Annotated in this window: 20 protein-coding genes and 1 pseudogene; 10 read left to right on the top strand and 11 right to left on the bottom strand. The window is 35.7% G+C overall.

Translation table 11 applies throughout. The annotated features are described in order from the left end of the window. The first annotated feature begins 176 nt into the window (after positions 1-176). Positions 177-1,121, top strand: coding sequence for a DUF3187 family protein (locus tag AAFX60_020240; protein ID XDF79459.1), 945 nt, complete (start codon positions 177-179; stop codon positions 1,119-1,121). A gap of 171 nt (positions 1,122-1,292) precedes the next feature. Here AAFX60_020240 and AAFX60_020235 read toward each other — a convergent pair whose 3' ends face one another. The 3 genes from AAFX60_020235 to AAFX60_020225 form a co-directional block, all read right to left on the bottom strand. Continuing rightward, on the bottom strand, positions 1,293-2,249 hold the full coding sequence (locus AAFX60_020235) for an AEC family transporter (protein ID XDF79458.1): 957 nt from the start codon (positions 2,247-2,249) through the stop codon (positions 1,293-1,295). Positions 2,250-2,388: 139 nt separating this feature from the next. Then, positions 2,389-2,607, bottom strand: coding sequence for a hypothetical protein (locus AAFX60_020230; protein XDF79457.1), 219 nt, complete (start codon positions 2,605-2,607; stop codon positions 2,389-2,391). A gap of 32 nt (positions 2,608-2,639) precedes the next feature. Beyond that, positions 2,640-2,867 (bottom strand): hypothetical protein, encoded by a 228-nt coding sequence (locus AAFX60_020225; protein XDF79456.1) that lies wholly within the window; start codon positions 2,865-2,867, stop codon positions 2,640-2,642. A 158-nt stretch (positions 2,868-3,025) separates the two neighbouring features. Here AAFX60_020225 and AAFX60_020220 point away from each other — a divergent pair, with 158 nt between their 5' ends. Both AAFX60_020220 and AAFX60_020215 read left to right on the top strand, forming a co-directional pair. Then, positions 3,026-4,231, top strand: coding sequence for a methyl-accepting chemotaxis protein (locus AAFX60_020220; GenBank protein ID XDF79455.1), 1,206 nt, complete (start codon positions 3,026-3,028; stop codon positions 4,229-4,231). A gap of 47 nt (positions 4,232-4,278) precedes the next feature. Continuing rightward, a complete protein-coding gene (locus AAFX60_020215; protein ID XDF79454.1) occupies positions 4,279-5,154 on the top strand; it encodes a hypothetical protein in 876 nt (291 codons plus the stop codon). A gap of 80 nt (positions 5,155-5,234) precedes the next feature. Here the strand turns inward: AAFX60_020215 and AAFX60_020210 are convergent, their stop codons facing one another. After that, positions 5,235-5,708, bottom strand: a complete 474-nt coding sequence (locus tag AAFX60_020210) for a MarR family transcriptional regulator (GenBank protein XDF79453.1) — start codon at positions 5,706-5,708, stop codon at positions 5,235-5,237. A gap of 266 nt (positions 5,709-5,974) precedes the next feature. On the opposite strand from AAFX60_020210, the gene AAFX60_020205 reads away from it, so the two are divergent. Then, positions 5,975-7,249: a divalent metal cation transporter gene (locus AAFX60_020205; GenBank protein XDF79452.1), complete on the top strand. Its 1,275-nt coding sequence runs from the start codon at positions 5,975-5,977 to the stop codon at positions 7,247-7,249. Between the two features lie 38 nt (positions 7,250-7,287). Here AAFX60_020205 and AAFX60_020200 read toward each other — a convergent pair whose 3' ends face one another. Beyond that, positions 7,288-8,202, bottom strand: a complete 915-nt coding sequence (locus AAFX60_020200) for a LysR family transcriptional regulator (GenBank protein XDF79451.1) — start codon at positions 8,200-8,202, stop codon at positions 7,288-7,290. A gap of 141 nt (positions 8,203-8,343) precedes the next feature. Between AAFX60_020200 and AAFX60_020195 the strand changes: the two are divergent. Next, positions 8,344-9,647: pseudogene (locus AAFX60_020195) on the top strand (DUF1254 domain-containing protein). An 18-nt stretch (positions 9,648-9,665) separates the two neighbouring features. After that, positions 9,666-11,150, top strand: coding sequence for a DUF1254 domain-containing protein (locus AAFX60_020190; GenBank protein XDF79450.1), 1,485 nt, complete (start codon positions 9,666-9,668; stop codon positions 11,148-11,150). A 54-nt stretch (positions 11,151-11,204) separates the two neighbouring features. Here AAFX60_020190 and AAFX60_020185 read toward each other — a convergent pair whose 3' ends face one another. Beyond that, positions 11,205-11,600: a hypothetical protein gene (locus tag AAFX60_020185; protein XDF79449.1), complete on the bottom strand. Its 396-nt coding sequence runs from the start codon at positions 11,598-11,600 to the stop codon at positions 11,205-11,207. A gap of 240 nt (positions 11,601-11,840) precedes the next feature. Between AAFX60_020185 and AAFX60_020180 the strand changes: the two genes are divergently transcribed. Beyond that, complete coding sequence (locus AAFX60_020180) at positions 11,841-13,703, top strand: PhoX family phosphatase (GenBank protein XDF79448.1); 1,863 nt, start codon at positions 11,841-11,843, stop codon at positions 13,701-13,703. Between the two features lie 84 nt (positions 13,704-13,787). Here the strand turns inward: AAFX60_020180 and AAFX60_020175 are convergent, their stop codons facing one another. Further along, positions 13,788-14,177, bottom strand: coding sequence for a 3D domain-containing protein (locus AAFX60_020175; GenBank protein XDF79447.1), 390 nt, complete (start codon positions 14,175-14,177; stop codon positions 13,788-13,790). A 281-nt stretch (positions 14,178-14,458) separates the two neighbouring features. Here AAFX60_020175 and AAFX60_020170 point away from each other — a divergent pair, with 281 nt between their 5' ends. Further along, positions 14,459-15,295, top strand: coding sequence for a DMT family transporter (locus AAFX60_020170; protein ID XDF79446.1), 837 nt, complete (start codon positions 14,459-14,461; stop codon positions 15,293-15,295). A 53-nt stretch (positions 15,296-15,348) separates the two neighbouring features. Beyond that, positions 15,349-15,780, top strand: coding sequence for a GNAT family N-acetyltransferase (locus AAFX60_020165; protein XDF79445.1), 432 nt, complete (start codon positions 15,349-15,351; stop codon positions 15,778-15,780). Between the two features lie 77 nt (positions 15,781-15,857). On the opposite strand, the gene AAFX60_020160 is transcribed toward AAFX60_020165, so the two are convergent. The 3 genes from AAFX60_020160 to hdfR all read right to left on the bottom strand — a co-directional run bounded on the left by AAFX60_020160 (position 15,858) and on the right by hdfR (position 18,920). Next, positions 15,858-16,379: a MerR family transcriptional regulator gene (locus AAFX60_020160; GenBank protein XDF79444.1), complete on the bottom strand. Its 522-nt coding sequence runs from the start codon at positions 16,377-16,379 to the stop codon at positions 15,858-15,860. A gap of 176 nt (positions 16,380-16,555) precedes the next feature. Then, positions 16,556-17,905 carry a magnesium transporter gene (locus AAFX60_020155; protein ID XDF79443.1) on the bottom strand — a complete coding sequence of 450 codons (1,350 nt, stop codon included), beginning with the start codon at positions 17,903-17,905 and terminating at the stop codon, positions 16,556-16,558. A gap of 154 nt (positions 17,906-18,059) precedes the next feature. Beyond that, positions 18,060-18,920, bottom strand: coding sequence for an HTH-type transcriptional regulator HdfR (gene hdfR / locus AAFX60_020150; GenBank protein XDF79442.1), 861 nt, complete (start codon positions 18,918-18,920; stop codon positions 18,060-18,062). Between the two features lie 70 nt (positions 18,921-18,990). Between hdfR and AAFX60_020145 the strand changes: the two genes are divergently transcribed. Then, the gene (locus AAFX60_020145; protein ID XDF79441.1) at positions 18,991-19,389 is read left to right on the top strand and encodes a DUF413 domain-containing protein; all 399 of its coding nucleotides are present in this window, start codon (positions 18,991-18,993) and stop codon (positions 19,387-19,389) included. Between the two features lie 78 nt (positions 19,390-19,467). Here AAFX60_020145 and tesA read toward each other — a convergent pair whose 3' ends face one another. After that, positions 19,468-20,082, bottom strand: a complete 615-nt coding sequence (gene tesA, locus AAFX60_020140; GenBank protein ID XDF79440.1) for a multifunctional acyl-CoA thioesterase I/protease I/lysophospholipase L1 — start codon at positions 20,080-20,082, stop codon at positions 19,468-19,470. Between the last annotated feature and the right edge of the window lie 7 nt (positions 20,083-20,089).

Raw genomic sequence — 20,089 nt, 5'->3', positions numbered from 1 at the left:
TAGTCATTTAGCTGCTTTGTGCATGATCTATCTCCCATCATGTCATTAACGCATTGAGAGGTAGGGGAAAGATAAGTAATAATGCTGTTTATTACCTTATTTCTTCTTTTGTTATCAATTTATTGGTAGCGGTTAATTATGTGAAAAGTATTATGCCTATAAGAAAACAGATAACTTTGACTTTAATTCCAACCATAGTTGGTCTGTCTTCTTCTTGGGTACAGGCTGATACTGCTGTCACGCCATTAAAAACTTACGTTCAGTCTCCAGTACAATCAAATAGCTTAACGACAGAGCTTCGTTCTGCTTTTGCCATGAAAGACGATTCTGTAGAGCTGTTCGCTACTGGTACCATTTCTAGTGTTTGGGCTCATTCAGAAAGTTTCAGTATGGATTACTATCAAAACCAAGTAGTCACTGGAGCACAATGGCAAATAACCTCTAAGTTTAAAGCGGAGTTAAAGTATCAATATAACTACGCAGGTAATAATAGGTTAGATTCTTTTGTTTATGGTTTTCATGACTTTTTTGGCATTGGCCAAAATGGAAGAGATGAAGTCGAAGATGATCAATTTTCAATCTCGGTGCCTAAGTATGGGGTGGATATTCAAGATTTTGAAAACGAGACATTATCAAGTGCACTTCATAGCTATTTAGAATATCAATTGTTTGCCAATGAACATAATGCAGTGAGTTTAGGTGCTAGTTTATATTTTAATAAAGTGAATAGTGGTCATTTTAAAAGAGAGGCTTTTGAACAAGGCTTACAGGCAAACTACAGCTTTAACTATGGGAAACACGCTATTTTTTCCACGCTTGGAGTCACTTTTCATGATGATGCGGTGATTAATGAGTTACCGTATAAAGAAAATACGTTCGCTTTCGCTATTGGTTATGGTTACGCCATTACACCATCGCATCATATTGTTACTTCTTATCATAACTATGAAGGAACCATCGATGATAGTGACGATTTTTCAGAGTCTTCTCATGAGTATGTTTTAGGCTACCGCTACTTATTGGAGAAGGCTGCGTTCGAGTTTTCTGTTATTGAAAATGCAATAAATATGGATAACTCGACTGATATCGCGTTTACTTTTGGTGTTCGTTATACATTATAATAGGTAAAAAAATTCCAGAGAACTTAAGGGGCAACTTCTCTGGAAAAACGTGATATTAACTAAAACAATAGTAGATACATTGTACCAACATCAGTAACAATTGAGCATCACATTAACGATGTTGGTATTACTATATATAGGATACTGTTTTTTCATTTTCCAAAAAATTTATTAAATTAGATTAAATGATGACAAAACAAATATACCTAGAGTGCAAGTAAACAGTGAGGCTACGGTTGTTTGAGCGATGATGTTTGCTGCTAATATTGCATTTCCCCCCATTGCTCTAGCCATTACATAGCTTGCTGCAGCTGTTGGTGCTGCACTCATAAAGAAAATAAGTCCTAGCTCTAATCCTCTAAATCCTATGAGGATCCCTCCTGATGTAATGAATAATGGACTTAAGATAAGTTTATAGCTTGTAGCAAACCACGTAGCAGCACTCTCTTCTTTCATTGAATGTAAATTAAGTGAACCTCCGGCACATAGTAAAGCTAAAGGAAGCGTCATATTGGCAAAGTATTGTCCGGCTTGTGAAAGCATACTAGGTACAGGAATAGAGAGAAGAGAACAAATAATACCTAATACAATGGAAATAATTAATGGGTTTTTAGTGAGTGTTTTTATTATTATCCCAATGGCTTGTTTTTTATTGTTCTCATTCTTAGGTGTAAGGGCTATAACAGCCTGAATATTATATAAAATAGTTGTTGAAGCAACATAGATGGCAGCCAGTGCAACACCAGTATTTCCATAAGCATTAGCCACATAAGCTAAAGCGATGATCGCCGTGTTAGCGCGAAATCCTCCCTGAATAATAACGCCGTGATTTTGTTTGTCTTTAAAAGCAAATCGGGTGGAGTAAATAGTGAAAAGAAAGAAAACAAAGTTAGCAATAAGCCCATAGATGATTAAATGACTACTTGAGGAAAAATCATGTTTGGCGTTTACAATACTTAAAAAAAGCATGGCTGGTAAGGTCACTTGAAAGACCAACTTAGATGCAACTTCAATAAAATTATCATTAATAAGATGGATACGTTTAAGTAGGACACCTAATAGCAACATGACACAAATAGGGCCAGTTATTGAAGCTGAAAATAATAACTGTGTAATGAGGTTATCCATAATGACTTCTTTGTGAGTTTGAATACAGAAGTTCAGTTTACACAAAGATGGCATGATGAGTGATGTATCAGTAGATTTTTTTGATTAAGATTCAATAAAAAACCTCTGTAAAAAGAGGTTTTCGATTTACTTGGAATAATTATGTATCAATCGTTCCCCAAAAGCTTGGCTTTTTATTTTTAGTTTGTACCTCAACATGATCTAAAGCATGGAAGTCTAAAACATTATCTATTTGTTTTTTTATATAGTTTAAATTCTTTGATTTAATATAAACTTGTTTTTTATTTTTATCTCTAATAGATATTGAGTATATCAATGTTTCTGAAGAATATTGAATTTTAAAGCTGCGGTAAAGCATTTTTATACCTTATGTTAAATCAGTTTTTTATTTTAAAATTTCAAAGAATTAATTAATTTTATCCTTTTCATTTCTATAACAAACTCCTTATTGTTTTTTGAGGTTATTATTCTATTTAACCTTCTAATTATAGCTCTATCTTTATAACTAAGAAAATATACTTCTTTCATTATTAACTTAATAGCTTCTGAAATACCCATACCTTTATCATCAATTAATATCTTGAATATTTTTATATCTTTTGATGTTAGTACTTTCATATTTGTTGCTTATTTAGTTTTGAATGTGATTAGCATGCTACTCTTGATGATATGTAAAACAATAGCATTTGTTTTTTTCTTTTTTTTAATGCAGTGTGTTTTTTTATTGATGGCAATTAGACTTAATGTTGTTTGATAATTAAATATTAGGTGCGGATGTGAATTTTTTTAGTGTGAAGAATAAATTATTAATATTATCTTTAACAAGTGTTATTGGTGTATCTTTATTAATTGGGTTAATGATTGCTGGTCAGTTTATTGATGTTCCTGATGATATTAGGATTGTAACAGATACGGTACTAATATCATTATTAATAACGAGCGGGTTGATGTCTATTATTCTTTTTTTTAGTATATCACCAGCTTTGTCTGCTTTAGAAAGACACCTAGAAATGTTAATTAATTTCGATCTGAATGAGGGCCCTATTTGTGATTGGATAGATAAAGGACGCTTTGTAAAACACGAGTTTGGAAGTATCGCAGAGAAGTTAAAATTGTTCCGAATATCAATACATCAATTAATTGGAAATATTACAAATACAAATAATTTAATTCATGAAAAGACAGAACAATTTACTAATTTAGCGGTTACATTGAATGATACGTCTGTGGACCAAGAGTCACAATTAACACTTATCGTGACAGCAAGTGATGAAATGAATTCATCGATATCCAGCGTAGCTGTAAGCTCAGAATCTCTAGTTGGTCAATCCCAGGAAGCTCTTGAGTTAACAGAAGAAGCTAAGGTGTTAGTTGAAGAATCGATGAAATCAGTTCAAGAAGCCAACTCCATAATTGAAACTTGTGGAACTGCGATTAGGAAGTTGAAATCAGAAAATGAACGTATAAACTCAGTTATTAGTATGATAAGTAGTATTGCAGATCAAACCAATTTATTAGCTTTGAATGCAGCAATAGAAGCAGCAAGAGCTGGCGAATCAGGACGAGGCTTTGCCGTTGTTGCTGATGAAGTTCGAGTTTTAGCTCAAAAGACACAACAGTCTACCAGTGAAATTAATACTATCGTTGACACTATAAATATGGAAACAGAACATGTTTTTAATATGATGGAATCTCAAATATTGGTTGCTATTAATGATTGCGTTGACAAATCGGTGAAAGTTGTCGAATCAATTGATTATGTTAATGAGCAGGTTGGAAAAATGAGAGATTCAAATATTTTAGTATCTACAGCAACGGAAGAGCAAGCTACTGTCATTAATGATGTTAATGTAAATATTAATGAGATTTACCTAATGAATAAATCATCAAGTGATATAATTAGTCAAGTTAACGAAGATATAATAGTTATAAAAGAAATGACGGTAGAATTAGAGTCTGATTTATATAAATTTAAGATTTAGTTAATATTATTATACTTAGTTAGGGGTGAGTTATCTTTAGTTTTTATTTGGAAAATAAACTAGATGAAAGTAATTTAACTAAGGTTGAGCTAGTTAAAAGATTGAATAAATTTGATCTTGCTTTTTTCAGTTTAGATACGATAACGTTAAGTAGATGGTCAAAAAATAAAACAAAACCATCAAACTATAGGCAGTTTTTAATGTATTTATTTTTTAGAGATAATATATCTAAATGCATTAAATTTAATAGAAGTCTAAATAGCTCTTCTTCTGAAGCTAACAAGGTTATTGATGTTTATTTTAAGTATAGAAAAAATCCTAGCTATGATAAACCATTAATTAATGATGATAACATTATTTATTATTACAGTATTTATAATGAGTTGGAGATAAGAAATGTATTTTCTTATTTCTATAATAATTTTAATTTTTATCTTGAGGTTTATGACTTTATTGATAAGCAATCAATAAATTACAATAGTTATTTATTTAAGGAATTTGATGTTAAAAACGAAAGAATTACCTCCCATATTCAAGCATCCTTCCTTAATGCTAAGAATTCTTATTATTTTAAATCATTTTTATTAGATAAAGATGTTAATGTTGATTTAGAAAAAGATGAAGAATTAATTATTTTTGACATTCCTTTTTTTAGAGAAAAGAAAACGTTTGAAGAACTATTGTTTAGTTTTATTGAAAAGTTAATTGAACTGGATTATGTCAATAATCCAATTTATTTTTTTTGTGTGAGTGATTATTTTGTGAATATATTGGAGTTGCTAGGAGGGAAACATATAGGCACTATTCAAGACTCAGCCAATAATATATTTATATATGAAAATAATACACTTAGTTTTTTGTCAAATAAGTATATAATTGAATTATATAGGAAATTTTCAAGTAGAAATGAACTTTCAGATTGATGTGTAAGTATTTTTTTTAAACAAAAAACCTCTGTAAAAAGAGGCTTTTTATTTTAGAAAGTGGGTGACTTGTATGGTTACTAACTTTTAGCAATACCTTCAAGTTGTAGTACTGGAGCCGCATCGATATCTTCTGCATTCATCATAGCGGATACACGCTGCACTGATGATAAAAGAAGACTCTGTTCCCACGCTTCTAGATTATGAAACTTATTCACAAAGCTGTCTTGTAAAGGAAGGGGAGCGTTATCCAGTAACTCTTTTCCTTTATCAGTTAAATGAGCATGAACTTTACGGCGGTCTGATTCGCTACGAATTCGTTGAACATAGCCGTTAAGTTCTAAACGATCAATAATGGTCGTTGTTGTCGCTTGGCTTACATTAGTGTGTTTTGATAACTCTTTGATTGTCACATTATCCATTTCTTGAATCGCGCGCATGAGTATCAGTTGAGGGCCTGTTAACCCATACTCTTTGCTTAATTTTTTCGAGTGTAAATCAATAGCTCGAATTATTTGGCGTATAGCGACCAGAACTTCTTCATGTTTTTCCAAGTGACAGACCTTCTGTATGAGTGCGAGATTGAATGGTTATTTTCGCATTGTACTGATGTTCGCACTATTCTCAATCTTTTCTATGTAATTACCTGGCTTATGAGTGATTCCAATAACTATTTGCAATGATGTAGTACTGTTTGAACTGATTCTCTACTTTGCAATTGATTAAAATTACTCCTTTATGTAATTTAATTGTTAATTTAAATTAAATTGTACTTGTTCACAGGGGTCGTGAGGCAAGTGTTGTTACTAAAAGGATAGATATGGAACCGTCTTGTACACAAAATGGCATGAAGCCAAAATTAAAAATAAGTGACCTTTCTCGGTCATTAGGTCCTGGTATTATGATGGCCGCAGCGGCTGTTGGTGGGTCTCATTTGGTGGCTTCAACCAAGGCTGGGGCAATCTATGGATGGGAAATGTTGCTGCTAATTCTCGCGGTTAATTTGCTAAAATATCCATTCTTCAGAGCTGGAGTTCAATATACCCTTGGTACTGGGGACAGTATCATTCAAGGCTATCATAAATTAGGACGAGGTTATTTATGGGTGTTTTTAGTATTAAGTGCAATTTCAGCTGTCGTTAATACCGCAGCTTTATTGCTATTTAGCGCAAGTTTATTAGGCTATTTTTTACCTTTTGATCTCTCTTTAAATGTGTTGTCTGGTATTGTTCTAATTACTTGTATAACAATATTATTTGCAGGACATTTTAAAGCCTTAGATAAACTGTCTAAATTAATTATGGCCACATTAACGATTGCGACAACGATAGCCTTAGGTGTTGCGTTTTCTAATGGTGCTGTTGCTCCTACTGATTATCAAGGTCCTTCGGTTTGGTCAATTGCGTCTATTGGTTTTTTGGTTATTACTATGGGGTGGATGCCTGCACCTATCGAAATCTCAAGTATTACATCTATGTGGTTAAAGCGTCAGTGTCAAACTCAAAAGGTAACACCACAATCTGCCTTGTTTGATTTTAATGTTGGTTATATTGGAACCGCGATTCTTGCTGTCGTTTTTTTATCTTTAGGAGCTTTGGTGTTATACGGTTCGGGAATTGAATTTAAAGCATCAGGCATTGGTTTTTCTCATCAGTTAGTGGGAATTTATGCTGCAACAATAGGTGAGTGGTCACGTTATTTGATAGCAGTTATCGCCTTTTTCTGTATTTTTGGAAGTACTATTACAGTGATTGATGGTTATTCAAGAGCGGTATCGGAAGCTCAATTATTACTACAGCGTAAACCATTAAATCAGCCAAAACATTATAATTCTTGGGTCATGATTGTTTCTGTATTGGCGATTACCATTGTTACTTTGTTTATTTCTTCTTTAATGAGTATGTTAGATTTTGCAATGATCATGGCGTTTATCACAACACCGATTTTTGCTGCTCTAAATTATATTTTAGTAACAAAAACGGAATTGCCAGATGAACTAAAAATGGGGGCAAAATTAAAAACGTTATCCATTGTTGGTTTGGTTTATTTATTTGGATTTTTAGCTATTTTTGTTTGGTGGAAATGGCTGATGTAATACCTATTAAGTTAAAGCCTCTGTAATAGAGGCTTTTTTTATTGTATTAATTTCGTATTTACTAAATTAGAAATAGAAGCATTTAACCACTGTAAAAAAGGATCATTCCGCCATTTTACGGCGTACACAAAACCAAAGTTACCTTCTGGTGTTGTTAATGATTGATCAAACTCAATATAGCTAAATCGTTCATCAAGGCTCTGAGCTAAATATTTAGAACACGGCAATAACATATCTGACTGCACTATGGCTTGTAGAATAATGTTTAAGTGCGAGCTACGAAGTTTGATTGAGGGCTTAATATCCATTGGCGTTAATATTCGAGATAGGTGATCTTTCTTATCATTCCAATTTTGAATTACATGAATGGCAATAGGGTATTGTTCAAAATCTATAGCTTTCATTACCTTCCCTATATGCTGATGTTCTTTTTGGCATGCTAAAACGAAAGAATCCGTTCCGCCTTTTCTTTGTATTAAATGTTTAGGTAAATCCATTGGGAAATAGTTAATTCCGTATTGAACAGCACCATCAGCGATATCATCAGGTGATGATTCTGTCCAATCAACAATCGTGAGTGATATATTTGGTGCGGTTTGTGATAAATGCTGAATTAAAATTGGAGCAAACCATTGAGCAATAGAAGAATTCATCGCAATAGTTAGATCATTAGAAGCGTTAAGTGGTTCAAATGGTTCGGCATTCCACATTAGTTCATCAATGCCATTAAATATCATTGGAAGTGTTTGTGTTAATTCTTCAGCTTTTACAGTTAACTGAAATCTGCCATTTTTTCTGATAAGTAAATCATCTTGAAATATATCTCGCAATTTACGCAATGAACGGCTGATCGCAGGTTGGCTAGTATGTAATCGTGTGGCTGCGATAGTTGTGCTACGGGTTTCTAATAAAACATTCAAAGTTCGTAAAAGATTTAAATCAAAGTTTTTCATCTTATATATCCATTCTGATTTTATCTCCTATCAAACTATATCAAAATTGATATGTTCTGTATTGGTTTTTGCTATTCGTCATTCAATTCGTGAGTTTTTATAGTGTAGCTACTTAATTAATAATAATGCTGGAGCGATAGAATGAAATTAAAACATGCGATTAGTGCTGCTTGTTTAGTGATAGGAAGTACAAATGTGGCGTTTGCTCAGATTACAGAAAAGCTTGCCGAAGATGCCTATCTGTACGCTTATTCTATGGATGAGGCTTATAAGTTTTTTTATGAAACAGCAGTAAAACCTGACTATCCATTAAACCGTTTTCAAAATATCCGTCATTTAGCTGATGATACTTATACTGCGCACCCAACAATTAATAACGACACATTACATTTAATGGGGTGGTTAGATGTAGCTCAAGAACCGGTCATTGTTAGTGTTCCAAACATGGATGATGATCGATATTGGATTCTTCATACTATGGATATGGGACATTACACAGATAGTATGTTTGGTTCACGCACTCGTGGTAAGCAAGGTGGTCAGTTTATGTATGCATCACCAACGTGGAAGGGGGAAGTCCCTGCTTCTGTTGACGAAGTCATTCGAGTTGATTCTAACTTCGTTAAATTGATGGGACGAATTATGGCTAATGGTCCACAAGACACTCAAGTTGCTCAGTCATATATGGATCAATGGAACATTAGAACGTTATCTGAATATCTTGGCAAAAATGGACCAAAACCTCGTATTCGTCATTATCCAGATCCAGAAAAAACGTCTTGGTTAGAAACAACCAATTTTGTGCTTTGTGAAGGTAGTTTAGCGAAAGCGGATAAGCAGTGGTTACAACAATATAAGTCCGTGGGTTTAGAAGCGTGTAAGTATGATTTCAGCATGAACAATTACAAATGCAAAAAATTGGTAAGGAAAAAGGGTTGAAGCATATCGCTGAATTATCCAAAACAACTACTGATGCCCGTTTGATTCTTGGTACGAGAAAAAGTTTGGGAGATGCTGATCGTGGTGTTTTCTCTGTTGGTACTTATGTTGGTCAGTGGGGGTTACCACCAGAAGAAGCCGCTTATCGTAAGTTAGAAAAAGATCCTAACGGTCATAAATTAAATGGGGCAAAACACAGTTATACAATGCATTTTAAAGCTCCAGATGTAAGTGAATTTTGGTCTGTGACAGTATATGGGGCTGATAACCGATTAATGGCAAAGAACGGGTTAAATCGACATAGCCGAGGAGACAGGACATTAATTGCTGATAAGGACGGATATTACACTATTACTTTGAGTGCTGATGAAAAAACAAATAAGGGTAAATCGAATTTTCTTCCTATTCCTAAAAAAGAGTTTTATTTAGTTATGCGTTTGTATGGCGCAAGTGAAGCTGTTCAAAAAGGTGATTATCAAATGCCTCAAGCGGTAATTTCGAAATAATAGTTTAGGAGTCCTATCATGAAATTAAATCGAATTTGTCTATTATTGCCAATAGCGACTTTAATGGTTGGTTGTCAAAATATTAGTATTGCTGAAAACAACCGAACAGATATCCCAGTACAGTCGTTATCGTATGAGCAAGCAGCAAAAGGACCAACAGGTTCTATTATGACTAAAGGATACGCAAAAGCGATTGCAAATTATGCGTATGTTTGGGGCTGGCCGATGGTTAATATGCATAACCGACGTGAAGCTTTTAAGCAGGTACCATATCAAGGTTATATTGGGGGAGCTATGCCAGCAGCCCCTATTAATCATTTAACTATGCTTTCTGATTATGTATCACCAAACATGAGAGATGTTGCCCATCCTAATCAAGATGTTGTATATGGTTTTGGCATGTTATCTCTAGATAAAGAGCCAGTTGTGATACAGGTTCCTGATTTTGGAGATCGTTTTTGGACGGTAATGGCGGAAGATCAGAGAACGGATAGTTTTGCACAGCTCAGCAGTATTTATGACTCTAAGCCAGGTTTTTATATGATAGTGTCACCGGAGTGGGATGGTGAGATACCTGAAGGTATTAATAAAGTATTTCGTTCGTCAACAGACCTTGCTGTTGTGATTCCACGTGTTTTTATGGATGACACAGCTGAAGATAGAGAAGCAATTCAGTCGGTAGTTAATCAATTAGGTGCTTATCCTTTATCGGAATTTACAGGAATAATGAAGGTAACCAATTGGAAATCTTTACCAAATATCCCAGAAGCTAAGAAAACCAAATCAGAGAAAACATGGGTAAATCCTAATACGTTCTTTAGCGCAGAACAGCTTGGGAAAGTATTAGAAGAGGTATCTCCTCTTCCTGGTGAAGAAGCTATGTATGCACAGTTCAAGGAGTTATTACTTCAAGCAGAAGAGAATAAAGAGCTACAAAAAATATTAAACGATGTAGCTAATCAAGCTGAGATGAATATTGTAGCCCCACTTTTTCACTTAGAGAATGTAGGTAAAGAAATAAATAATTACTGGACTAGACCCCAAGATAATGGACGCTTTGGAACGGATTATTTAACACGTTTAGCTGTAGCTAAATCAAACATTTTTACTAACGATGTAACCGAAACGAGTTATCTTTATCAATATAAAGATGAAAATGGGACGCGTATTAATGGGAACCACAATTATACATTAACGTTCAAAAAGGGAGAACTTCCTCCTGTTGATGGTTTTTGGTCTTTGACTATGTATAACTCTAATCATTTCTTTGTTCCAAATGATATAAAGCGTTATTCAATAGGTACAAAGAATAAAGGGATGAAATACAATAAAGATGGCTCCTTAACCATATATATTCAAAATGAAAAACCAAGTGAAGATAAAATAGGTAACTGGTTACCTGCTCCAAAAGATGACATAGCAATGACTATTCGCGCTTACGGCCCTAAAGAGGAAATGCTAAGTGGTACTTGGCAACCACCAGCGGTTGTTAAGATTAAATAAAAGCTAAAAGGCCTCTGCAATAGAGGCTTTTTTATTAAGATATAATCTCCAAAGTTACTTGATAAGTTCAAAAAATAAATTGCCATATTTTATTTCTTTAAATTTAATTTTCATTCCAGATATGTGTAAACCAGAAAATCTATTATTATTTAATTCGACATAAATGGGCGGAGTGGAAAACCTATTTGTTACCTGAAAACAAGGATCATAGAGTGCTTTTTCTGAATAGTTAACTACAATTTCACATGCAGAAAAAGAACGATAGTCACTTTCTCCCTTATCCCAACAAACAAGTTCTATAGAAGCCTGATCTACTGGGTCTAACTTATAAGTATCGCCAACTTTGGGAACTTCTCTCAGATTACTTAATGACTTGAACGAGTATATATTATCGGCAAAAGTAGATGACGATATAAGAGTTAAAAGTAACAACGTTGATATTTTCTTCATAAAATCCTTCTTTATATTTCTAACTTTTGAGCGGATCTTATATGAATGATTACGCTTATGTCCCTGTCGTTTATTACAGCTTTATATTTAATTATTAATATTATTTTTATATAGAGTGATAATAAAAATACGCAATAAAATCGTCATCTCCTTTCAATATTTCTGTCACAAAGCACCTTTAGTCTACTTCTGATTGTAAAAATACACTTATAAAAATAACAGTTTCAAAAGGGAAGTATGATGAATAAATTTGTAGAGAAAGAATCTGATTTTAGCAATATGGTGAATGCTCGTTTATCTCGTCGAGGTTTCTTGATGGGAATTGCGGCGGCAGGTGCTGGCGCTTTTTTGGCGTTAAACCCAGTAGCAAAAGCCATCGCTGGTAATATGAATAATGCGTTATTAAATTTTGAAGCCATTCCTACCTCTACAAGTGACTCTATTGTGCTTCCCAAAGGGTACAGTTGGAATACATTAATGTCTTGGGGAGACCCTATCTTTGCTAACGCTCCGAAATTTAATCCAAATGGAAAGCAAGATTCAAAAGCGCAAGCATTGCAATTTGGTGATAACACAGATGGCATGAGTGTATTCCCATTATCAAACGATCGAGCGATTCTTGCAGTTAATAATGAATATACTAATTATGAATTTCTGTTTGCTCACCAAGGCAAAGAAATGACTGCGGATGATGTAGCTAAAGCACAGGCGGCCGTGGGAATTACCATTGTTGAAATTGTAAAAAAGAACGGTCAATGGACGATGGATTCAGCAGGCAAGGCAAATCGCCGTATAACAGCAAATACTGAAATGGAAGTGACTGGTCCTGCTGCGGGTCATGATTTACTAAAAACCAAAGCCGATCCTACGGGTAAAAAAGTGTTAGGTACCTTTAATAACTGTGCAAATGGTGAAACGCCTTGGGGTACTTATTTAACGTGCGAAGAAAATTTTAATGATTTTTTTGGTTCAGAACAAAATGCAGAATTAACACCTGATGATAAGCGTTATGGTATTAAAGCAGAGCAAAGTGATTATCAATGGCATAATTTTGATGATCGTTTTGATGTAGCGAAAAATCCAAATGAACCGAATCGTTTTGGGTGGGTGGTTGAAATTGATCCAAATGATCCAACATCAACGCCATTAAAACGAACGGCACTAGGTCGATTTAAACATGAAAATGCTGCACTGGTTGTAAATGATGATGGCCATGTTGTGGTGTATCTTGGTGATGACGAACGTGGTGAACACCTTTATAAGTTCGTATCAAAAGATAAATATCAAGAAGGGAATAACAGAGCAAATCGTAATCTCCTTGAAGAGGGCACCTTGTACGTTGCTAAATTTGCAATGAAAGACGATAAGTTAGAAGGTGATGGCCAGTGGCTAGAGTTGATTTATGGTAAAAATGGGTTAACCAGAGAAAATGGGTTCAATAGCCAAGCTGAAGTGATGATTTTTGCTCGTCGTGCGGCAACCCAAGTGGGGGCAACCACAATGGATAGACCTGAATGGGTTGCGGTTCATCCTGATAAAAAGCACGTATTTTGTACACTAACCAATAATAAATATCGAGGTGTAAAAGAAGGCCAAGACGTTGATGGTGTTAACCCTCGTGCTGAAAATCATTATGGACAAATTGTGCGTTGGGCGCCAACTAATGCCAATCATGTTAGTGATACGTTCCAGTGGGATTTATACGTAATTGCGGGTAATCCAACGGTTCATAAAGATAGTTTGTACGCTGGTAGTGATAACATCAATAAAGATAATATGTTTAACAGTCCTGATGGTATTGGTTTTGATAAAGCAGGACGTTTATGGATCCAAACTGATGGTAATTACTCAAACAAAGGGGACTTTGCGGGACAAGGTAATAATCAGATGTTGTGTGGTGATCCTAATACTGGAGAAGTGCGTCGCTTCTTAACTGGCCCAATTGGTTGTGAAATTACTGGGTTAACTTTCTCTGAAGATCAAAAGACGATGTTTGTTGGTGTACAACACCCATCTGGACATTTCCCACAAGGTGGAAACAGTAAGCCTCGATCAACGATTGTGATGATCACCAAAGATAACGGCGGCGTGATCGGCAGTTAGAATCTTTTATTAGAAATATAAAAAAGTGGCCTCACAATAAGGCCACTTTAGTTATAAATCTTTGGATTCGCAGTTATTAACTTTCTACTTTTCTTCTTCTACAGTCCAGTAGATAACGACTTCTTTCTTACCCCATTGTCTTGCTTTTTCAACATCTTCACCCATGTAAATGTCGATCTTCTTTTTCCAACGTTTGTTCATTTTATCAAGAACGCGATATGTACCATCAAGCCCTTCGATTCTCACTTCTTGGTTGTGAGTAAGGCCCATTTCGATCAGATCTCTTGATACTGCGATTGATTTCATTCCCGGCTTAAGCGTATCTCCCCATGCAGCAAGGTTCGGGGTATCATCTGTCTCACCAACACTTGATGTGTATGCGCTTGCTGTCACTTTCAGAGATTGTTCGCCTCCACCGCAGCCAAAAAGTGAAGTCATAGCGAGTGCTGCAAGAAGATAAAAGCGAATTTTCATAATTTTTTCCTTTAAATAGAAGTTTGTTTTTATGTGTATCCGTACATAATACCTTTTTTGTTTATATATACCTTGTCAAATATTGAGACAGTCTATAACTCTATTGAAAAATATGAGTTCGTTAGTAGCGCTAATCTATTTGAGTTTTAAATGTGAGCAGTTAATGACATTTTTTAATGATGTCGTTGAGTTATTTGTCATTATCGAACACACTCAAAAATCAAACACAGTTTGGAGTTACAGATGGTTAATATCTTAAGTTTATTTACGTTAGCTGCTTTGTGGGGGGCTCATTTTTATTTGTTAGGATTGCGGCTAATCCGTTAGGCCCTGCGGTTTTAATTGAAGTACGTGTCGCTTTTGCCGCATTGACTCTGCTTGTTGTTTCATTTTTCCTCAAAAAATCGCTACGTTTTATGTCTAATATTAAACACTTCCTTATTTTAGGTCTGTTTAATTCGGCTTTGCCTTTTTTGTTATTTGCATATTCTGCGCAAGTGTTAAATGTATCTACTTTGGCTGTTCTTAATTCCACAGCTCCGATTTGGGGAGCCGTTATTGGAGCTATCTGGACTCGAACAAGATTAAGTAAAGACGTTATATTTGGTCTGATTCTTGGAATGATTGGTGTAAGTGTATTGGTTGGGTGGGAAGCGATTAATATTGGCGATGAAGCGATTATTCCAATTATTACTGCGTTAATTGGTGCGTTTAGCTATGGGGTTGCGACTAATTATGCCAAAAATGCACCAAGCGTTGAGCCGTTTAATAATGCGCACGGTAGTATGTGGGCATCTGTATTACTTGTATTGCCTCTTGTTCCTTTTATGCCTGTTCGAGAAGAAGTCACTTCAGATATTATTGCGGCTGTTTTTGCACTTGGTGCTGTATGTACGGGATTGGCTTATTTATTGTATTTTCGACTTATTAAGGAGCTTGGTGCTTCTTCTGCTTTAACAGTTACCTTTATTATTCCTGTTTTTGGGATTTTATGGGGGTATTTGTTCTTAGGTGAAACGGTGGGAGTAAATGCCATTATAGGTACGATTTTAGTGGTTATTGGCACCATGTTTGTTACTGGATTTGCTTCTAAGTTTATGTCTAAAAAATGTGTATAATAGAACATTCGCGGCTGCGCATATCAATATGAACCCGTTTAAGTGAGAACAGTATGATTATCGAAAATGTGCTTCCTAAAGACTATGCAGAAATGCTGTCTGTTTGGGAAAATTCAGTCCGAGCAACTCATGACTTTATTAGTGATGAAGATATTGAGTTTTTTAAGCCTATTATCATGGAGCATGCGTTTCCTTCAGTAACTTTGCGTTGTATAAAGAATAATAATGGTGCGATTCTTGGTTTTATCGGCGTACTAAATCAAAAAATTGAAATGCTATTTATTCTAAATGAAGCAAGAGGAGAAGGAATTGGAACAGCCTTGTTAACCTATGCTGTGAATGAGCTGAATGCCGAGAGTGTGGATGTTAATGAACAAAATCCACAAGCAGTTGGCTTTTATCAACATATGGGGTTTAAAGTTGAATCTCGCTCTGAACTTGATGATATGGGAAAACCATTTCCAATCTTACACATGAAGTTATAACACTCGGTTTTTTTAATCGTGTCTTGTTAGAAGTAACGCCTAAAGCTAATAACTTTAGGCGTTTCCGTTTTTATCTCTTAAGCTTTAGACCAAGCTCTAATCTCAGAAATTTCCTCTGCATCAATACTTAGTGATTCTAAAAACTCTTGATGAGCATCAGGTTCCATTTTTTCGAACTGTTTGTGCCAATTTTGCATGTCTTGTTCATTAAGACCTGCTGCTTTCATTATTTCGACCCAGCGTGCTTTAGTAACCATATTTTGCTCCAATAGTGTAGGTTGCTTTAGTAACATGACAATCGCATTTTGTTGTTGTCGTAATCGTTGAATCTCATTTTCAAGCGCATTAAATTGATTACGTAAAATACTTTCTTGTGTCATGTCGTCTTGATGGTCAAGCAGCGGCATGATGTCTGTAATAGGAATACCAAATGATCGATAAGCCATGATGGCTTCTAATCGTTTGGATTCTTTATCTCCGTACCAACGATAGCCGTTATCAGAACGATAAGCAGGTAGAAGTAATCCTGCTCGTTCATAATATAAAATCGTAGTGCGGGAGATATTATGGTGCTTTGCCATTTGCGTTACAGTTAACATAGTGTGCTCTCTTGTCCATCTGGAGGCGATTATCAACCCTGCACTTATAGACGGGTCAAGCGTTAGGTTTTAAATTTTTTTGAGCTATTTGATGAGATAAAAATAGGTAAGTGAGATTAGAACCCTCTCTGATTTGCTTATATCAATTCAGAGAGGGGATTTTACAGAGGTTTACTTTACATCATTACTAGGCTTGCTGTACCTAAGAAAGCAAAGAAGCCAACTACATCAGTTACTGTGGTTAGGATAACTGAACCAGCCAGTGCAGGATCAAGTTTAAACTTATCTAGTGTGATAGGAATAAGTACTCCAAATAGTGCTGCGGTAACGATATTGACAATGATAGCCAGTGAAATTGTGGCACCCAAAGCAAAAGATTGGAACCACGCACCAGCAATACCACCGATGATTAACGACCATAGCAATCCGTTGATGGAGCCAATGCCTAATTCATTTTTTAACAAGGCAAAACGGTTACCAGCGGTAACTTGGTTTAGTGCCATTGCACGAACCATGAGCGTTAAGGTTTGGCTACCTGCAATCCCTCCCATAGAGGCCACAATCGGCATTAATACCGCTAGAGCAACGACTTGGGTAATGACATCTTCAAATAAACCGATAGTAATCGACGCTAAAATAGCAGTAAGCAAGTTAATGCCTAACCACACACCACGCTTTTTCGAACTCTTGATGATAGGTGAGAATAGATCATCACCTTCGTCCATACCGGTACCGGCCATTAATCGGGTTTCATAGATTTCACGTTGGGTATTAATCGCAAACTGCCAATCTAACTGGCCAATTAACGTGTTTTCATCATCAACAATAGCAACACTTGGCACCGCTGAGTGTTCGATTGCTTCAATACTCTCACTTAGTGGTTGGTGAACATTAAGGACTAAGCAATCTTCTAATTTTAATGTGTTAATTTTGACTGAATCATCAGCAGTTAAAATATCTGTATATTGCACAATACCGTGAAACTTATGGGCACGATTGATTAAGTGCATGTATTGGTGCGATTCAAACAAATTGGTTTTTAATAGCTTTTTAGCTCGGCCTACGCTCACGTTAAAAGGCAGAGTTGCTATTTTTCTATCAGCCCAGTGACCAACTTCATCGTCGTCATATTGTTTTGCATCATCGTATAAGTCCAACTCATCACGACTGATAAGTTGTAATGCAAGGCTGAAAATATCATCAGGCAGGGATTCTGCCCACTCAATTAACGATAAGTTATCCAGTTTTGCTAAAGTGAAGTTTAGTTCGGCTTCTGACAATTCTTCAAGAATAGCCACACGAGCATCAGCACGCATTTCCGTTAATACTTCAATGTGCATCTCTAGTGGTAAGTGACGCCATAATTGCACACGGTCATCAACTGGGAAAGCTTCTAAAATACGAGCCACAGAACCTGTATCTAAGCCGTTTTCTACAAACTCACTCAATAAGCTTATTTGTTGCTGTTGGTCGTCGGCATTGAATAAGGTTTCAATTTGGAATGATAAATCTTGATGTTCGTTCAATGTCGTACTCCATGGATGGAAGTAAGATTAAAAAGATAATAATTATAGTAACGATGAAAAGGCAATTAAACCACTTAATACAGTGATTTATTATAGAAATAGACAAAATAAAAGGGCTTATGTAAGCCCTTATCGTAAATCGAAGAATCGTTTGTTAAACGCTAGAGGTAACCATTTTCGGTTTTATGTTGGTAATTTGCTCAATAAGCTCTGCTTTTTCGCTTTTTTCTTGCCACACTAGGTACAGTTCTTGCTCCATAATTGGTGCGCCCTCTACAACGTATAACTCTTTGTTATCAACACTTTGGTTAATAACTGGGGCAGGCAAGTAACCAATGCTTGAATGCGACATTAAATAATCCAATGCCATCTTTGACGAATGGGTATGTAGAATAGGGGTTTTTTGCAGTTCAGCAATTTTACTATGCTGAATCGCAAACCGTGCTCCCCAATCTAAATACACTAATGGCATGGATTGAATGGTTTCCATCGTACTGTTTGGAGTGCTAGAAACGAGTTGTAATTGATAATCTCGAATCTTAAATACTCGAATACCATCAATTTTTGGCGGTTCACTAGTAATGAAAAGGTCGACACTTTTTTCTAATAATGCTTTTGCCAGTTCTTGACGAGGTATGGATTCTAGGCGTAACGCTAAACCAGAGATTGTGTCATAGATCCCATTTATCCAATCTGATATTCCATCAAATTCCCAGATTAATGCACTGGCGCCGATGGTGATTTGCGAGTTGTAATCTTCAGTTAGTGCAACGTCTTGTTTTGCTCTTCCCCAAGTTTGCAAGATTGCTTCTGCATAAGGAAGTAAGCGCTCACCTGCCGCAGTTAGCTGTACATTATGGCGCTGGCGCGTAAACAATGGGTTTCCTAGTTGTGATTCAAGCTGTCGAACACGGAAACTCACGGCAGATTGTGTGAGAAATAAATGCTCTGCAGCACGCCCAAAGTGGCGCGTTTTTGTGACTTCTAAGAAGGTTTTAAGCAGATCAGTATCCAAAGTTATCATCTCTTTGATGGTGGTAACCGCCACAATAAAATATTTTGATTGAAATCGCTAATATTTTTCGTTGTACAATGTGACTGCACTGAATTACATATACGTTTTTTGTGGTCACGAAGAAGCATCAATGCGAACTCTTACTAAATTTTACGATGACAAAAACTTCAAACGAGGTTTTAGTCGCAGTGGTTTCACAATCCGCGAAGCGTTGATTTTAGAAACCTACGGTCGAACAATGCAGTCGTTACTAGACGGTACGTTGGCTCCTGAATCAGAAGCAGAAATACGATTTGTTGAGCAAATACAGCATCAACCTGCTGAGACTTCAGAATTTGCACAGTGTTGGTTAAAGTATCAAAATAAGATTAACTTTAAACCAAGGTTTCATACATTATGTGGAACACAGCGTTCATCAGATAATTCAGATGATGACGATAGTGGTTCTGCTGATGATGATACAGAATAGTACCAATAGTATTGGTATCAGTAACGTAAAAAGCCCGTTTATATAAGCGGGCTTTTTGTTTTTTATGAATAAACCTGGTTATAAATAGGGTTGCAGTTCTTCTGCCATAAACTCTGCTATCCAAGGTTGGGCTTCTGGCTTTGGATGCAATCCATCTTTCATCATCCATTCTGGTTTTACGATTACTTGTTCTAAGAAAAAAGGTAATAGAGGGATGGCGTGTTTTTCACTTAATTTAGGGTAAATTGATCCAAATGCTTGGCTGTATCGTTTTCCATAGTTAGGTGGTACTTGAATTTGCATCAATAATGGTTGTGCATTAATCGCCTTAATTTGAGCGAACATCTTTTCTAAATTAGCATTAATCTTCTGTGGTGGAAATCCACGTAATCCATCATTTGCTCCTAATTCAATAAGTACATAATTAGGTTTATGTTGTTTTAATAGATTAGGTAGTCGATCTAGCCCGTTGCCTGTTGTATCGCCTGAAATACTGCCATTTATAACTGTGGTTGGTTTACCTAAAGCTTTGAGTTGTTCTGGTAATAGTGAAGGCCAACTTTGTTCTATCGGCATGTTATAACCTGCACTCAAGCTGTCACCAAGAATCAGTAACGTTTGGCTATAAGCAGCTTTTACAGTAAGTAGCTGGCTGCTAATAAGTATCAGAATAAAAGTCAGTAATCTACGCATGAGAAAC

Source organism: Aliivibrio fischeri (genome assembly GCA_038993745.2).
In the GTDB taxonomy this organism is placed as follows: Bacteria; Pseudomonadota; Gammaproteobacteria; order Enterobacterales; family Vibrionaceae; genus Aliivibrio; species Aliivibrio fischeri_B.
The sequence above is the reverse complement of the archived record's forward strand: the minus strand, read 5'-3'. Positions and strand labels throughout refer to the sequence as shown.

What these genes read in the sequence shown, in the direction of transcription:
- AAFX60_020235 (XDF79458.1), bottom strand. Translation starts at nt 2,249, where the DNA reads ATGGATAACCTCATTACACAGTTATTATTTTCAGCTTCAATAACTGGC.
- AAFX60_020230 (XDF79457.1), bottom strand. Translation starts at nt 2,607, where the DNA reads ATGCTTTACCGCAGCTTTAAAATTCAATATTCTTCAGAAACATTGATA.
- AAFX60_020225 (XDF79456.1), bottom strand. Translation starts at nt 2,867, where the DNA reads ATGAAAGTACTAACATCAAAAGATATAAAAATATTCAAGATATTAATT.
- AAFX60_020205 (XDF79452.1), top strand. Translation starts at nt 5,975, where the DNA reads ATGGAACCGTCTTGTACACAAAATGGCATGAAGCCAAAATTAAAAATA.
- AAFX60_020200 (XDF79451.1), bottom strand. Translation starts at nt 8,202, where the DNA reads ATGAAAAACTTTGATTTAAATCTTTTACGAACTTTGAATGTTTTATTA.
- AAFX60_020190 (XDF79450.1), top strand. Translation starts at nt 9,666, where the DNA reads ATGAAATTAAATCGAATTTGTCTATTATTGCCAATAGCGACTTTAATG.
- AAFX60_020185 (XDF79449.1), bottom strand. Translation starts at nt 11,600, where the DNA reads ATGAAGAAAATATCAACGTTGTTACTTTTAACTCTTATATCGTCATCT.
- AAFX60_020180 (XDF79448.1), top strand. Translation starts at nt 11,841, where the DNA reads ATGAATAAATTTGTAGAGAAAGAATCTGATTTTAGCAATATGGTGAAT.
- AAFX60_020175 (XDF79447.1), bottom strand. Translation starts at nt 14,177, where the DNA reads ATGAAAATTCGCTTTTATCTTCTTGCAGCACTCGCTATGACTTCACTT.
- AAFX60_020165 (XDF79445.1), top strand. Translation starts at nt 15,349, where the DNA reads ATGATTATCGAAAATGTGCTTCCTAAAGACTATGCAGAAATGCTGTCT.
- AAFX60_020160 (XDF79444.1), bottom strand. Translation starts at nt 16,379, where the DNA reads ATGTTAACTGTAACGCAAATGGCAAAGCACCATAATATCTCCCGCACT.
- tesA (XDF79440.1), bottom strand. Translation starts at nt 20,082, where the DNA reads ATGCGTAGATTACTGACTTTTATTCTGATACTTATTAGCAGCCAGCTA.